This window comes from Streptomyces sp. NBC_00503 (assembly GCF_036346895.1).
In the GTDB taxonomy this organism is placed as follows: Bacteria; Actinomycetota; Actinomycetes; order Streptomycetales; family Streptomycetaceae; genus Streptomyces.
On the sequence record NZ_CP107855.1, the window covers coordinates 7,159,907 to 7,174,317 of the forward strand.

Below are 14,411 nucleotides of genomic sequence, written 5' to 3' on the forward strand. Positions count from 1 at the left end.
AGGCGCTCTCGGGCACGGGCCGAACGGTCCCGGCCCGATCGCAATCGATTGTATCGATCGAACGTTCTTTACGCTCGTATCGACCATCAATTGGATTCCGGTGCGGCCCGACCCCCTACGGGCGGACGGTCAGGAGCGGAAGAAGCTCCAGGTGCTGGCGGGGAACGTCCTGCGGAGCGCCCGCCGACAACCGGTCCAGCAGGAGCGCCGCCGCCCGCGCGCCCACCTCGCGCTTGGCGGGAGCCACGGCCGTCAGCGGTACGTCGGCCAGTCCGGCGACCTCGTCGTCGTAGGTGATGACCATCAGGTCCTCGGGCACCCGCACTCCCCGCGCCTGGAGCCGTGGGATCAGCATGATCGCGTCCGTGTCGCTGTGGATCAGGGCGGCGCTCACTCCGCTCTCCTGGACCGCCGCGCACAGGTAGTCCAGGGTCCGCGCGAACAGCTCCGCCTCCGCGAGCGGCCCCTGTCCGGCCGCCGCCTTCGCCCCGGACTCGGGCCACGCGGGCGCCGGCTCCAGCCCGAGCGCGGCCACGGCCGCCTCGAACCCGGCCCGCAGCCGCGCGGACGTCGGCGTCTCGCGGCTGGCCAGCGCGATCCGCCGGTGCCCGAGCTGCGCCAGGTGCTGTACGGCCCGCGCCGCGCCGTGCGCGTGGTCCGAGGCCACCCGGTCCAGCCCCGCCGCCGGATGGCCCGGCGGAGCCCACCGTTCCACGAGGACGGTCGGCACCGGCAGCTCCGCCGTCCAGGCGCCCTCGCCGGGCCCGGGCGACCCGGTGTCCCAGGTCGGGGTCAGCAGCAGGCCGTCCGCCCCCGTCGACAGCAGCCGGTCCGCCTGGGTCCGGTCCTCGCCCGGCAGGTACCGGGTCAGTCCCACGGTGAGCCTCGCCCCCCGCGCCTCGATCACCTCGCGGGCCCCGCGCACGACGTCGGCGTAGTAGTACTCGGTCGTCGGTACGACCATGCCGATCACCAGGCCCTCGCCGCCGTCACCGGACGGAGCGGCGGCCCGGGCCGACACCGGTGCGGCCGTGGTGGCACGACCCGCCGCCACCCTGCTGATCACCCCGTGCATCCGCTGGATCTCGCCCCGCGCCGCCATCGCTTCGATGTCCCGCCGCAGGGTCACGGGGGAGACGCCGAGCTCCTGGGCGAGCTCCGCCACGCGGACGCTGCCCCGCACCCGCAGGATCTCGCGCACCTGCGCCTGCCGCTGGTCCACGTGCGGTCTCATCCGGTCCCCCTGGGGTCGTGACGGTGCGGGGGGTGTGCCCCGGTACCGCCATCATAGGGAATGGAAGCGATCGATACGATCGATTGCGATCGACCGGTCACGGCCGGGCGGCTACGGCCGGGCAGCTACGACCGGGCGGCTCCGCCTGCGCGCGGGCCGGGGCTCTGCCGGCCGCCGGTCCGCCCGGGGCGGGGTGACTCCATGGTGCGCAGCCGGTCCACGTGGCGCTGCTGGATCTCCTGGGTGAAGGTCAGGAAGTCCGCGACCAGCTCCAGTTGCTCGGCGTCGTAGCGGGTCGTGACCTGCTGGCCGGCGTCGCCGAGGAACGGGGCCATCAGCCCGTGGGCGCGCCGGGTGGCTTCGGGTGTGACGCGGACCAGGGTCATGCGGCGGTCGGTCGGATGCGGGCTGCGCGTGAGGTAGTCCAGCTTTTCCAGGCGGTCGAGCATCGTGGTGACGCTGCCGGTGGTCAGGCCGAGGCGGGTGGCCAGCTCGCGGGGGGTGGTCTCCTCGGTGCCCATGAGGATCTCCAGGCAGCGTAGATCCGTCTCGTTCACTCCCATCAGGCGGGCCAGCTCGCGGTCGAAGTCGTCGACGGCCGACTGGTAGGCCTGTACGGCTCTGCCCAGTCGCGACTCGACCGGCTCAGTCTCGCTTGACATTCAAGGGATCCTTCCTCCATGGTGGCGAATAGCTCGGTATTCAAGATACCCGAAAGTCCAGCAATTCTAGGGAGCGACATGACCTCCAGCACGAGCGACAGGCGGGACGCGGCCGAGACCCGCCCCGAGGGGACGCTCACGCCCTATCCCCGGCGATGGGCGGCGGCGTTCGTGATGATCCTCGCGGCGCTCATGGACATGATCGACGGGTCGATCGTGAACACCGCGCTTCCGTCCATGGGCAAGGAGCTCGGAGCGACACCGGCCGAGCTCCAGTGGACCGTCTCCGCGTACATGCTGGGCTTCGCCGCCACGCTGATCATCGCGGGGCACCTCGGGGACCGCTACGGGCGCAAGCGGCTGTTCATGGCCGGGGTGGGCGCCTTCGCCGCCGCGAGCCTGGCCAGCGCGCTCGCCGGCAGCGCCGAGGTCCTGGTCGCCTCTCGCGGAGTCCAGGGAGTGGCGGCGGCGATCATCATGCCCCAGGTCCTCGCCTCGTTCCGCACGATGTTCGACGGCGAGGAACGCGGGAAGGCCTTCGCCCTCTACGGGGCGATCGCGGGCCTGTCCACCGCGGTCGGCGTGCTGCTCGGCGGCGTACTGACCGACTGGGACCTGTTCGGATGGGGCTGGCGCACCATCTTCGCCGTCAACCTGCCCCTCGCCGCCCTCGTCCTGCTCCTGGGCGCCAAGTGGATACCCGCCTCCAGGGACGGATCCTTCACCGGGCGCATCGACGCGGTGGGCAACCTGGTGCTGGCGACCGCCCTCGTAGCCATCGTGCTGCCGCTGGTCCAGGGCCGCTCCAACGGCTGGCCGCTGTGGGGCTGGCTCTGCCTGGCGGCCGGTGTCCTCACCCTGATCGCGACCGCCGCCCTCGAGTCCAGGCGCGGCATCGAACATCCGCTGCTCCCCGTCAGCCTGTTCAGGAAGCCCGCCTTCAGCGCCGGTCTGCTCATCCAGCTCCTCTTCTACGGGGGCATGTCCGGCTTCATGCTCGTCTTCACCATCTGGCTGCAGAACGGGCAGGGCTACACCCCCACCCAGGCCGGGCTGCTGATGATCGCCTTCAGCGCGGGCTCGATCCTCGCCGCTCCCGCGGTCGACCCGCTGGCCGCCAAGCTCGGCCGCTCCGTGCTGATCCTCGGCGCCCTGGCCATGGCCGGCGGCCTGTACTGGGTGAGCCGGGCGGCCCGGGACTCCGCCCCGTCCCACACCGGTGCCTGGCCGCTGGTTCCGGGACTGTTCCTGGCCGGAGTGGGCCTGATCTTCCTGATCATCCCGCTGGTCAACACCATCCTGAGCACCGTGCCCGGCCAACTCGCCGGTGGGGCCTCCGGGATCCTGTCCACCGCCCAGCAGTTCGGCGGGGCCCTCGGCGTCGCGGTGATCGGCAGCGTCTTCTTCTCCCGTGCCGACAAGGGCCTCACGAGCGCCCTCACCCACGCGGGGCCCTGGGCGATCGCGGCCTACCTGCTGTGCGCGGCGCTGTGCCTGGCCCTGCCCCGCAAGACCGTCGGCAACCACGACGCGTAGCCCGTCCGGCCGACCCGCTGTGCTCGGCACGGCGGGCGACCGGGCGACCGGCGTCCGCGTGCCTCAGACGGAGAAGCCCGTGACCTTCTGCGGGGTCACCCGGACGATCAGCCGGAGCACCTCCTCCGACTCGGCCAGGGGATCCTCGCCCAGGTACTTCTGAGAGAGCCTGTACGGCAGCGATTTCGCCGGGTCGTCGATCAGCTCGGCGGTGCCGCGGACGTCTACGGACCGGTACGGGTTCGCGGTGTCGAAGACCGTGAGGCTGATCCGTGGATCCCGCGCGAGATTCCGCGCCTTCTGGCGCCCGGCCGTCGTGGAGAACAGCACGGTATCGCCCTCCCGGAGGATCCAGACCACCGATGTCTGCGGCCCGCCGTCCCGGTTCAGCGTCGCGACGGTGGCGAAGTTCCTCCCGTCCAGCAGCTTGCGCGTCTCCTCATCGAAAAGCTCTGACACAGCCTCGCCCCTCTGCTCGGAAATTCCTGGGACCACTCCCTCACCGAACAGACGCGAAGACCGGATCCTTCCCTGACGCGGCACTAGTGCCGCGTCAGATGTGAGACGGCCGAGGTGACGGTGTCGAAGCGCATGGTGGTGCGCGACTGCTGGTCGTACCGGTCCCAGCGCGGCATGGCGGGGTGGTTGGGGTCGCCGGTGCGTATGAACGAGATCCACGCCCGGTGCACGGTCCTGGCGAGGTCGTCCCTGATCCCGGTGTCCATCCCCGCCAGGAACGGCGCGTGCGCCCACTTGTCGAAGTTGTCGAAGACGAACGGCAGGTCCAGGCAGTGCGGGGCGCCCAGGCGGCCCTCGTGCGCGGGGGTGGGGAAACCGAACTCGTACGTCCAGACCGGGCGACCCCGTGCCGCCCGCGCTTCCGCGAAGGCCAGGGTCGGCTTCCTGAACAGCTCGTCGGTGGTGAGGTCGACGAGGACGTCGAGCGGTCGGGCGCCCGGGCGGGCGGCCTCGTACGCCGCGTACGCTCCGGCCGCGCCGTCGCCGAAGCTGTCCCGTGCCCGGCGGAGCACCTGGTCCCTGGTCGTGGCCGCGTACGCCTCGCCCAGCGCGAAGGTGAAGGCGGACTCCTCCCCGGTCCAGCCGATGAGGACGTCGATGTCGGCGCCCGGACCGTCGAGGAGGCTGAGGGCGGGGTGCCGCGCCAGCGTCCCCTCGTCCTGCACCGGCATGAACGGTGCGGTCCAGTGCCCCCATTGCGTCGTGGCGGCGAGGAGTCCGGTGGTGGCCTCGACCAGTCGCGGCCACGGCACCGTGCGCAGCTCGTCCTCGTCCTTCGCGCCGACGATCTCCAGATAGGCGGCGGTGCGGGCCAGGGACTCGGCCGGTGTGGCCAGGGGCATGGCGAGCGGGACGCTCTGCAGGATGGCTCGCCGGAAGAGGCGGCCGCGGCCTCCGGGGTCCGCGAGTGCCGCGGTGGACAGGGCGCCGGCGGACTGGCCGGCGAGGGTGACGTTGTCGGGATCCCCGCCGAAGGCGGCGATGTTGTCCTGGACCCAGCGCAGTGCGGCGAGTTGGTCCGTGAGCCAGAGGTTGCGGCACTCGGCGCCGTCGTCCGACGCGAAGGACAGCAGGCCGAGCGGCCCGAGCCGGTAGTTGAGGTTCACCACCACCAGGTCGCCGTGGCGCGCGAAGGTCTCGCCGGAGTAGTTCGGCATCGCTCCGGACCCGGAGACGAAGGCGCCGCCGTGGATCCAGACCAGGACGGGGCGGCGGGCGTCGTCGGCTCCGGGGGTCCAGACGTTGAGCGTCAGGCAGTCCTCGTCGAAGGGCGGGAAGCCGTGGCCGCCGAGGACGGGGTCGCCCTCGCGGACGGCCTGCGGGGCGCTGGGTCCGTACGCGGTCGCGTCGAGGGTGGTGCTCCATCCGCGATGCGGCTGTGCGGGGCGCCACCGCAGGGGCCCGACGGGCGGCGCCGCGTACGGCACGCCCTTGAACACGGCCAGCCCGTCTTCGGCGATGCCGCGGATCGGACCCGAGCGGGTGTGAACGACGGGCGCGGTGCGGTCCTGGGCGAAACCCATTCGGTGCGTCCTTCCAGACCGGGATCGGGAGTCTTCGGCCCGCTCAAGATATTGCGCATTTATGGCGACCGTCAATATTCTTCGATCCCATGATGGAAGCGGAGGCATGCATGACGACGTGGCGTATCGGTACGACGGTGATCCACAAAGTTCGGTCCGTCGCGGACGGCAGGCGCTGAACCGTGGACTTCCGGCAGCTGACGTACTTCCTCGCCATCGTGGACCACGGCGGTTTCAACCGGGCGGCCGCGGCGCTCTACGTGTCCCAGCCGTCCCTGTCCCAGGCCGTGCAGACCCTGGAACGCGACCTGGGCAGCAGCCTGTTCCACCGGATCGGCAGGAGGGTGGTCCTGACCGAGGCCGGCACCGCGCTGGTTCCGCGGGCGCGGGAAGCCCTGCACGCGCTGGAACTGGCCAGGGCGAGCGTCGGCGCCGTCCGTGAACTGCGCGGCGGGCGCCTGGAGATCGCCGCGATGGCCTCACCCACGATCGAACCCCTCAGCACCCTGGTCCAGCGTTTCACCGAGCGCCATCCGGAGGTGTCGCTCAGCCTGCGCGTCGCCCTCACCCGCGAGCACGTGGTCGAGACGGTGCGCACGGGAGGCTGTGAACTCGGGCTGCTGACCACCTCCTCGCCGTTGCCGGGCCGGGACGTCGTCCCGCACCGCCTCGGAGAGGACAGGCTCGTCCTGATCACCCCGGTGGACGGCCCCTTCCCGCCCGGACGGGCCGTGCGGGCGGAGCAGCTCGCAGGGCACCGGCTCATCGTCGGGCAGCGGGGGACCGGGATCCGGGCCTACGTCGACGACCTGAAAGCAGAGGGCGTCGACGTCCGCATCGCGGTGGAGACCGAACACCGCATGGCCTTCCTGCCCCTGGTGCTCGCAGGTGTCGGACTGGCGGTGGTGACACGGTCCTGGGCCGACCTGTCCGAACGGGCCGGAGCCCTCGTCCTCGACCTGGAACCGGCCTGCCTCCAGCACAACGTCCTGGTGAGCCGTAAGGCGCAGCTGACACCGGCGGCCCGCGCCTTCCTGGAGATCGCCGTCCCGGATCCCCGTCCCACCCACTCATAGGGCCGGCCTATGAGAGAGATCGGGGATACGTGTTGGACCCGGACGGCGTCCGGTTGCTGGAATGCGGGCCATGACCCACCACAGCATCGCCCTCATCCCCGGTGACGGCATCGGCACCGAAGTCCTCCCGGCGGCACGCGAGGTCCTGGACGCCGTCGGGCAGCGCCACGGCATCACCTTCACCTACGAGCAGTTCGACTGGTCCTGCGAGCGCTACCTGAGCCAGGGATCGATGATGCCCGAGGACGGACTGGAACAGCTCCGCCGTCACGACGCGATCCTTCTCGGCGCGGTCGGCTACCCGGGAGTGCCGGACCACGTCTCCCTGTGGGGGCTGCTCATCCCGATCCGCCGCGCCTTCGAGCAGTACGTCAACCTCCGCCCGATCCGCGTGTTCGAGGGCCTGCCCAGCCCCGTACGCGGGGCCGTGCCCGGCGAGGTGGACTTCGTGGTCGTGCGGGAGAACACCGAAGGCGAGTACAGCGAGATCGGCGGCCGGATGAACCGCGGGCGCCCCGACGAAATGGCCGTGCAGCAAGCGGTGTTCACGCGGGCGGGAGTGACCCGGGTCCTCGACTTCGCCTTCGGCCTCGCCGAACGCCGCGGCGGCCCGCTCACGTCGGCGACGAAGTCCAACGGCATCGTGCACACCATGCCGTTCTGGGACGAGCTGGTGGCCGAGCGTTCCGCCGAGCACCCCGAGGTGGAGTGGAACCAGGAGCACATCGACGCGCTGGCCGCCAAGTTCGTCCTCGACCCCGCACGCTTCGACGTCGTCGTCGCCTCCAACCTCTTCGGGGACATCCTCAGCGACCTGGCGGCCGCGGTGGCCGGCGGCATCGGCATCGCCCCGTCGGCCAACCTCAACCCGCGGGGCGAGCACCCGTCCATGTTCGAACCGGTCCACGGATCGGCCCCCGACATCGCCGGTCGGGGCATCGCCAATCCGATCGGCGCGATCTGGTCCGCCGCCATGATGCTCGACCACCTCGGCCACCCCGCGGCCGCGGCCGACATCACGGACGCCATCGCCCGCGTCCTGGCCACCACCCCGGTGCGCACGCGCGACCTCGGCGGCAGCGCCACCACCGCCGAGTTCACTTCCACCCTCCTCCAGCACCTCTGACGCGGAACCGGGGCCCCGGGGCGGCTTCGTGGCTACGGCAGCGCCGGATGGTGCAGGCGGCGCCAGTATCCGGCGATGTCCTCGGTGGCGGTGGTGACCGAGTCCAGGGTCATCGTCGTGCGGGAGTCCCGGCCGTAGCGGTCCCACTGCGGCATGGGGTGGTGGTTGGGGTCGCCGGTGCGGATGAAGGAGATCCAGGACGCGTGCACGGTCGCGGCGAGACCGTCACGGACCCTGGGGCCCAGCCCCGCGAGGAAGGGGGCCTGCGACCACTTGTCGAAGTTGTTGAACACGAACGGCAGCTCCAGGCAGTGCGCGGCGGCGAGTTGACCGTTGTGCGCGGGCGTCGGGAGGTTGAACTGGTACGCCCAGACCGGGCGTCCACGGGCCGCCCGCCCTTCGGCCAGCGCCACGCAGGGCATGCGGAACAGGTCGTCGGTGATCAGGTCCATGAGCACGTCCAGCGGGCGGGCGCCCGGCCGGGCCTCTTCGTACGCGGTGTAGGCCTGCGCCGCCCGGTTTCCGAAGGTGTTCCGGGCCCTGGCGAGCACCTGCTCCTTGGTCGCAGCGGCGTAGGGCTCACTCAGGGCGAAGGCGAAGTTCGCCTCCTCCCTGGTCCAGCCGACCAGGACCTCGATGTCCGCCCCGGCGCCGCTGAGCAGCAGGTCGGCCGGGTTGCGGTCCAGGGTGACCTCGTCCAGCACCGGCAGGAAGGGGGTCGACCAGTACCCCCACTGCGCGGTACGCCCGAACATCTCGAAGGTGGCGGCGATCAGGCGCGGCCAGGGTACGGCGCGGAGCTCCGCGACGTCCTTGGCTCCGACGATGTCCAGGAAGCTCGCGGTGCGCTGCAGCGACTCGGCGCGGGTGGGGATCTTCAGTCCGAGCGGCGGGCTCTGCAGGATCGCGCGCCGGAACAGCGGGCGGCCCTTGGTCCGGGCTCCGGCCAGCGCCGCGACCGACAGCGCGCCGCCGGACTGTCCGGCGACGGTGATGTTGTCCGGGTCGCCGCCGAACGCGGCGATGTTGTCCCGTACCCAGTTCAGTGCCGCGAGCTGGTCGGTGAGCCAGAAGTTCCCGCCGGCGCCGTCCTCCCCGAAGTAGAGGTAACCAAGGGGTCCGAGGCGGTAGTTGATGGTCACGACGACGAGGTCGCCGTTGCGGGCGAAGGTCTCGCCGGAGTAGTTCGGCAGCGAGCCGGATCCGGAGATGAAGCCGCCGCCGTGGATCCACACCAGTACGGGCCGCTTGGCGGAACCGGCCCCGGGGGTCCAGACGTTGAGCGTGAGGCAGTCCTCGTCGAAGGGGGGTGAGCCGTGGGTTCCGAGGACCTGGTCGCCCCCTTCCCGGTAGGGCTGCGGTGCGCTGGGCCCGAAGGCGGTCGCATCGCGCGTGCCCTGCCATCCGGGATGGCGCTGGGCCGGGCGCCATCGGAGGGCGCCGACCGGCGGGGCCGCGTAGGGCACGCCCTTGAAGACTTCGAGGCCCCCTTCGGCACTTCCGAGGAGCCGGCCCGCGGGCGCGTCGACCACGGGTGGGGATCCGGCCGTGCGCGGGGCGGCTTGCGCCGTGCCCGTGCCCGGCAGGCCGGAGAGCAGCGTGGCGCCGGCCAACACCCCGGTGTTCTTGAGGATTTCGCGCCGCGATGGAACGTCGGTCATGGTGCTTCACTCCCTGACTGATCAAGAGCCCGTCGCCGAAATCGGCATAGCGTGATTTTGACGATGGTCAGTATTGCGCCATGACTTGGGCCGGGGTCAAGGGGTTCGGGTCCTGCGCGGCCGGTGATATTGCGAACTATTGACGTGCGTCAGCAATACGAGATAGACACGTGTCACTTCCGATGCGCTGCCGGGCAGCCAGCGAGCTCGCCCAGGCCCAGGCCATCAGCAACATCCGGCCCTCCAGCGCCGGTTGACAACGTTCGGAGTTTCCATGGCAGGTCGAACCCGTCCCATTGCTCTGATCGCCGCGACGACGGCAACCCTCTTCCTGGCCACGGCATGTGGCGGCGCGAGCCTGGGGACAGGCGAGGGCGACAAGCAGAACGGGCCCCTGAAGATCGGGCTCCTCGTCCCGCAGTCGGGGACCTACAAGGCGTTGGGCGACGACATGAAGCAGGGCTTCGAGCTCTACGTCCAACAGCGCGGCGGCAGACTCGGCGGGCGCGAGGTGGAGATCGTGGTCGCGGACGAGGGGGAGAGCGCCGATTCGGGCAAGGCGGCGGCGGAGAAGCTGGTCAAGCAGGACCACGTGCTGGCGGTGAGCGGCGTGGTCAGCTCGGCCACCATCAACGGGGTCAAGGACCTGTTCGAGACCTCCAAGGTCCCGCTCGTCGGCTCGAACGCCTCGCCCACGACCCTGACCGGGACCAAGTACATCTGGCGCACCTCGTACGTCAACGACGAACCCGGCAAGGCGCTGGGCAAGTACGTGGCCGAGAAGGCCGGCGGCCCGGTCTTCCTGATCGCCGCGGGCTACCAGGCGGGCAAGGACGAGGTGGAGGGCTTCAAGTCCACCTTCCTCCCGGCGGGCGGCAGGATCGCGGGGGAGGAGGTCTACACGCCGTTCCCGGCGACCAAGAACTTCCAGCCCTACCTCGCGCAGATCGAGCGGTCCGGAGCCAAGTCCGTCTTCTGCTTCTACGCCGGCGGCGCGGCCGTCGACTTCGTCAAGCAGTACCGGGACTTCGGCCTGGCCGGCAAGATCCCGCTCTACGCACCCGGCTTCCTCACCGAGGGCGGCGTGCTCAAGGGGCAGGGCGAGGCGGCCGAAGGCATCCTCACCGCCCTCAACTACGGCGCCGACCTGGACAACGCGGCCAACAAGCAGTTCGCCCCCGCCTACACGGCCGCCTACGGTTCGGCCCCCACCACCTACGCGATGGCGTCATGGGACGCGGCGCAGGTGCTCGACAAGGCGATCAAGTCCGCTGGTTCCACGGTGACTTCGGAAACGGTCAACGCCGCCATCGCCGCAGTGGGGGACATCGACAGCCCGCGGGGCACCTGGCACTTCAACGCCGGCGGCACGCCCGTACAGCCCTGGTACCTGCGCGAGGTCAAGCAGGGTGCCAACAGCGTCGGTTCAGAGCTCGTCCGGCTGGGCGGCTGACATGTACGGATGGTTGGACGGCAACTTCGTCAGCGTCGTCGACGGAATCGCCTTCGGTCTGCTGCTGTTCACGATCGCGGTCGGCCTCTCCCTGGTCTTCGGCATGATGGACGTGCTCAACCTGGCTCACGGCACGCTCTACCTCGCCGGGGCCTACATCGCCTACGCCCTCTCCGACGGAAGCCTGTGGGGCCTGCTCCTCGCGCTGGCCGCAGGCGCCCTCGTCGGGGTCTGCGGCGGAGCGGCGCTGACGTTCCTCACCCAGCCGCTGGCCCGGCGCGGGCACCTCGACCAAGCCGTGTTGACGCTCGGCATCACCTTCATCGTCGCCGATCTCCTCGCCGCCGCCTTCGGCGGCGAGGTGCTGCCCACCGACCCGCCGAGGTCGCTGCGCGGGACCGTGGACCTCCTCGGCCACGCCTACCCCCTCTACCGGCTCGTGTTCATCGGCGTCGCCACCGTCCTCGCCGCCGTCGTCCACCTCCTCTTCGAGCGCAGCCCGCTCGGAGCCCTGGTACGGGCCACCGTCGCGGACCGCGACATGGTCCGCGCGCTCGGCGTGGACATCCGCAAGGTGCTCTACGGGGTCTTCGCGCTCGGCGCGGCCCTGGCCGTGGCGGGCGGTGTCCTCGGGGCACCGATCCTGGGTCCCGGCCCGGGCGTCGACGAGACCGTCCTCGTCCTCTCGCTCGTCGTCGTGGTCGTGGGCGGTCTCGGATCCGTGCGCGGCGCGCTCGTCGGCGCGCTCCTCATCGGCCAGGTGCAGACACTGGGGGTGGCGCTCCTCCCGGAGTACGCCCCCTTCCTGCTCTTCGGCACCATGCTGGCCGTGCTCGTCGTCCGCCCGCACGGCCTGGTCCCGTCGGGGGTTCGCGCATGAGCCCGCCCGGATCCGACGGAACCGCCGCACGGCGGCTGTCCACGACCGCCGTCGTCCTCGGGCTCTCGGCGGCCCCCTTCCTCCTCGGCCCGTACGCCATCGGCACCCTGTCGCGGATCCTGGTGTTCGCCCTCCTCGCGATCAGCGTGAACCTGCTCACCGGTCTGACCGGACTGCCGACCCTGGGCCAGTCGGCCTACTTCGGCGTCGGCGCCTACACGGCGGCCATCGTCGCGACCCGGCTCACCGACGTCGGGGCGTTCCAACTGCTCATCGCCGCCGGCGTCTCCGCGCTGGTGGCCGCCGTCACGGGATGGCTGGCGGTGCGGGCCCGGGGCGTGGTGTTCCTGATGCTGACGCTCGCCATCGGCGAGATCGTCTACAGCGCCGCCGTCAACTGGAAGTCGCTGACCAACGGCACCGACGGCGTGTCCGGCATCCCGCCCGTCGTACCGCTGCCGGGGATGCCCGCGCTGGAACTCGACGGGCTGGTGTACCTCTACGTCCTGACCGTGTTCCTGGCGCTCTTCGCGGCCGTCTCCCGCCTGGGCTCGACCCCCTTCGCCCTCGCCCTGCGCGGAATCCGGGACAACGAGCGCCGCATGAGCGCGATCGGATACCCCACCCGAAGGTACGCCCTGGCCGCCTACTGCGGCGCCGGTGCGCTGGCCGGGGTCGCCGGCGGCCTGTGGGTGTCCGTGCAGCGGTTCGTCTCACCCGGCGACGCGGGGTTCGAGATCGCCGCCCTGGCCCTGCTCGCCGTCGTCATCGGCGGCTCCGGCTCGCTGTGGGGGGCCTGCGCCGGAGCCGCGCTCGTCTGGCTCACCCGCGACTACCTCGGACACCTCGAAGTCGTCGCGGGCCGCGGGCCGTTGCTGCTCGGAGTGTTCTTCGTCATCGCCGTCTACGCGCTGCCCCGCGGGCTGGCCGGCGTACGGCTCCCGGCCCGGTTGATCCGAAGGAGGACGGCGTGACCACACGCGATCTACTGGAACTACGCCGGGTGTCCCGGCACTTCGGCTCCTTCCGGGCCCTGGACGAGGTCGGCCTCACCGTGCGCCGGGGTGCCCGGCACGCGGTCATCGGCCCGAACGGCGCCGGAAAGTCGACGCTGTTCGGCCTGATCTCGGGAACGCTGGCGACCACCGCCGGAACCATCCTCGTCGACGGCCAGGACGTGACCCGACTGCCGGTGGACCGCCGGGTCGGGCTCGGCGTCGCCGCGACGTTCCAGCACTCCAGCCTCTTCCTGCGCGAGACCGTGCTGGAGAACGTCCTCCTCGCCGTGCTGCGCCGTGCGGCCGGTGCCGGCGGCTGGCGCAGGGTGAGCGCCCGGACGGCGGCGATCGCGCAGGCGCGGACGCTGCTCGAGCGGGTGGGGCTGCCCACCCGGCACGACGCCGAGGCGGCCGCCCTCTCGCACGGCGAACGGCGGCAGCTGGAGGTGGCCGTCGCCCTGGCCACCGAACCCCGGCTGCTGCTGCTGGACGAACCGGCCGCCGGGATGTCTCCGGCCGAGACGGCGCGACTCACCGAGCTCGTCGCCGCCCTGCCCGCCGAAGTGACCGTGCTCCTGATCGAGCACGACCTCGACATGGTCTTCGAGCTCGCCGACACGGTGACGGTCATGCATCTCGGCAGACACCTGATCACCGGCACCCCGGACGAGGTCCGGGCCTCCAGCGAGGTCCAGAACGCCTACCTCGGCACGACGGGAGCCGCCTCGTGAATCCGTTCCTCACAATCCGTGGACTGAGCTCCGGCTACGCCGGGGGCGTCGTCCTGGACGGTGTCGATCTCGACCTGGAGGAAGGCGGGACCCTCGCGGTCCTCGGCCGCAACGGGGTGGGGAAGACCACACTCGTCTCGACCGTCATGGGTCTCGTCCGGCCGTACGAAGGCAGCGTCACCCTCGGCGGCCGGGAGATCGCCGGATCCCGCGTCGATGTGATCGCCCGGGCCGGGGTGGGCCTCGTACCGCAGGGCCGCCGGGTCTTCGCACCGCTGACGGTGGCGGAGCACCTGACGATCGCCTCGAGGCGACCGGCCCGCGGCCCGTGGACCAGGGACCGAGTCCTCGCCCTGCTCCCGCGGCTGGGGGAGCGGCTCGGCCACCGCGGGGACCAGCTCTCCGGCGGTGAACAGCAGATGCTCGCGATCGCCCGGTCCCTGCTGCGCAATCCGCGCCTCCTGCTCCTCGACGAGCCGTCCGACGGCCTCGCCCCCGCGATCGTCTCCCAAGTGGGCGAGGTCATCCGCGAGGTGAGCGCGCAGGGCATGTCGGTGGTCCTCGTGGAACAGAACCTGGGTCTCGCCTTCTCCGCCGCCCAGGACGTGGTGGTCGTACAGAAGGGCCGCATCGTCCACCGGGCGCCCTGCGCGGAGTTCGGGTCCAGCCCCGAAGACCGCCGGCGCCTCCTGGGCGTCGACTGACCTCCACCGGCGTGAGACTGCTCACGAGGATCCGGTGGAACCGGCTCGGCGGCAGACCCGTCCGCCGGTTCCGGGCGGACCGTACCGCCAGTACCGGGAGAAGACGTCCGGGCGGGCGGCGGACTCGGGGCTTTCCAACAGCCCCGAACCGCCGCCGCCCGGCCGTAAACGCGGCCTGACCTGGTACGACCCGTAGCCGAGCGTCTCGATGGCCACCGCAGGCGCGCTCGCCGCGCGGGGCCCGTCGCTCCGGTGCCGACGCCGGACGGATCCGCCGAGCGGTGTGCCGTCCGTCACGGGAGCCTGCG

13 protein-coding genes are annotated in these 14,411 nt (G+C 71.5%); 8 read left to right on the forward strand and 5 right to left on the reverse strand.

The genetic code is table 11. The annotated features are described in order from the left end of the window. Window positions 1-115: 115 nt before the first annotated feature. Complete coding sequence (locus tag OG490_RS32625) at window positions 116-1,234, reverse strand: substrate-binding domain-containing protein (protein WP_330299861.1); 1,119 nt, start codon at window positions 1,232-1,234, stop codon at window positions 116-118. A 125-nt stretch (window positions 1,235-1,359) separates the two neighbouring features. Then, window positions 1,360-1,896, reverse strand: coding sequence for a MarR family winged helix-turn-helix transcriptional regulator (locus OG490_RS32630; protein ID WP_330299862.1), 537 nt, complete (start codon window positions 1,894-1,896; stop codon window positions 1,360-1,362). A 78-nt stretch (window positions 1,897-1,974) separates the two neighbouring features. Here OG490_RS32630 and OG490_RS32635 point away from each other — a divergent pair, with 78 nt between their 5' ends. Beyond that, entirely contained in the window at window positions 1,975-3,432 is a 1,458-nt protein-coding gene (locus OG490_RS32635; protein WP_330299863.1) for an MFS transporter, read from the forward strand. 63 nt (window positions 3,433-3,495) lie between these two features. Here OG490_RS32635 and OG490_RS32640 read toward each other — a convergent pair whose 3' ends face one another. After that, window positions 3,496-3,891, reverse strand: a complete 396-nt coding sequence (locus tag OG490_RS32640; protein ID WP_330299864.1) for a PPOX class F420-dependent oxidoreductase — start codon at window positions 3,889-3,891, stop codon at window positions 3,496-3,498. Between the two features lie 83 nt (window positions 3,892-3,974). After that, complete coding sequence (locus tag OG490_RS32645) at window positions 3,975-5,474, reverse strand: carboxylesterase/lipase family protein (RefSeq protein ID WP_330299865.1); 1,500 nt, start codon at window positions 5,472-5,474, stop codon at window positions 3,975-3,977. A 182-nt stretch (window positions 5,475-5,656) separates the two neighbouring features. Here OG490_RS32645 and OG490_RS32650 point away from each other — a divergent pair, with 182 nt between their 5' ends. Then, window positions 5,657-6,550, forward strand: a complete 894-nt coding sequence (locus OG490_RS32650) for a LysR family transcriptional regulator (protein WP_330299866.1) — start codon at window positions 5,657-5,659, stop codon at window positions 6,548-6,550. A 70-nt stretch (window positions 6,551-6,620) separates the two neighbouring features. Continuing rightward, on the forward strand, window positions 6,621-7,676 hold the full coding sequence (locus OG490_RS32655; RefSeq protein WP_330299867.1) for a tartrate dehydrogenase: 1,056 nt from the start codon (window positions 6,621-6,623) through the stop codon (window positions 7,674-7,676). Between the two features lie 32 nt (window positions 7,677-7,708). On the opposite strand, the gene OG490_RS32660 is transcribed toward OG490_RS32655, so the two are convergent. Then, the gene (locus OG490_RS32660; protein ID WP_330299868.1) at window positions 7,709-9,337 is read right to left on the reverse strand and encodes a carboxylesterase/lipase family protein; all 1,629 of its coding nucleotides are present in this window, start codon (window positions 9,335-9,337) and stop codon (window positions 7,709-7,711) included. A gap of 274 nt (window positions 9,338-9,611) precedes the next feature. Here OG490_RS32660 and OG490_RS32665 point away from each other — a divergent pair, with 274 nt between their 5' ends. The 5 genes from OG490_RS32665 to OG490_RS32685 are packed head-to-tail and all read left to right on the forward strand — an operon-like array spanning window position 9,612 to window position 14,103. Next, entirely contained in the window at window positions 9,612-10,790 is a 1,179-nt protein-coding gene (locus OG490_RS32665) for an ABC transporter substrate-binding protein (protein ID WP_330299869.1), read from the forward strand. A 1-nt stretch (window position 10,791) separates the two neighbouring features. Beyond that, complete coding sequence (locus tag OG490_RS32670; protein ID WP_330299870.1) at window positions 10,792-11,670, forward strand: branched-chain amino acid ABC transporter permease; 879 nt, start codon at window positions 10,792-10,794, stop codon at window positions 11,668-11,670. Continuing rightward, window positions 11,667-12,644 carry a branched-chain amino acid ABC transporter permease gene (locus OG490_RS32675; RefSeq protein WP_330299871.1) on the forward strand — a complete coding sequence of 326 codons (978 nt, stop codon included), beginning with the start codon at window positions 11,667-11,669 and terminating at the stop codon, window positions 12,642-12,644. The genes OG490_RS32670 and OG490_RS32675 overlap by 4 nt, the downstream gene beginning before the upstream one ends. Further along, entirely contained in the window at window positions 12,641-13,399 is a 759-nt protein-coding gene (locus OG490_RS32680) for an ABC transporter ATP-binding protein (protein WP_330299872.1), read from the forward strand. Before OG490_RS32675 ends, OG490_RS32680 begins: the two co-directional genes overlap by 4 nt. Then, the gene (locus OG490_RS32685) at window positions 13,396-14,103 is read left to right on the forward strand and encodes an ABC transporter ATP-binding protein (RefSeq protein WP_330299873.1); all 708 of its coding nucleotides are present in this window, start codon (window positions 13,396-13,398) and stop codon (window positions 14,101-14,103) included. Before OG490_RS32680 ends, OG490_RS32685 begins: the two co-directional genes overlap by 4 nt. Window positions 14,104-14,411: the final 308 nt, after the last annotated feature.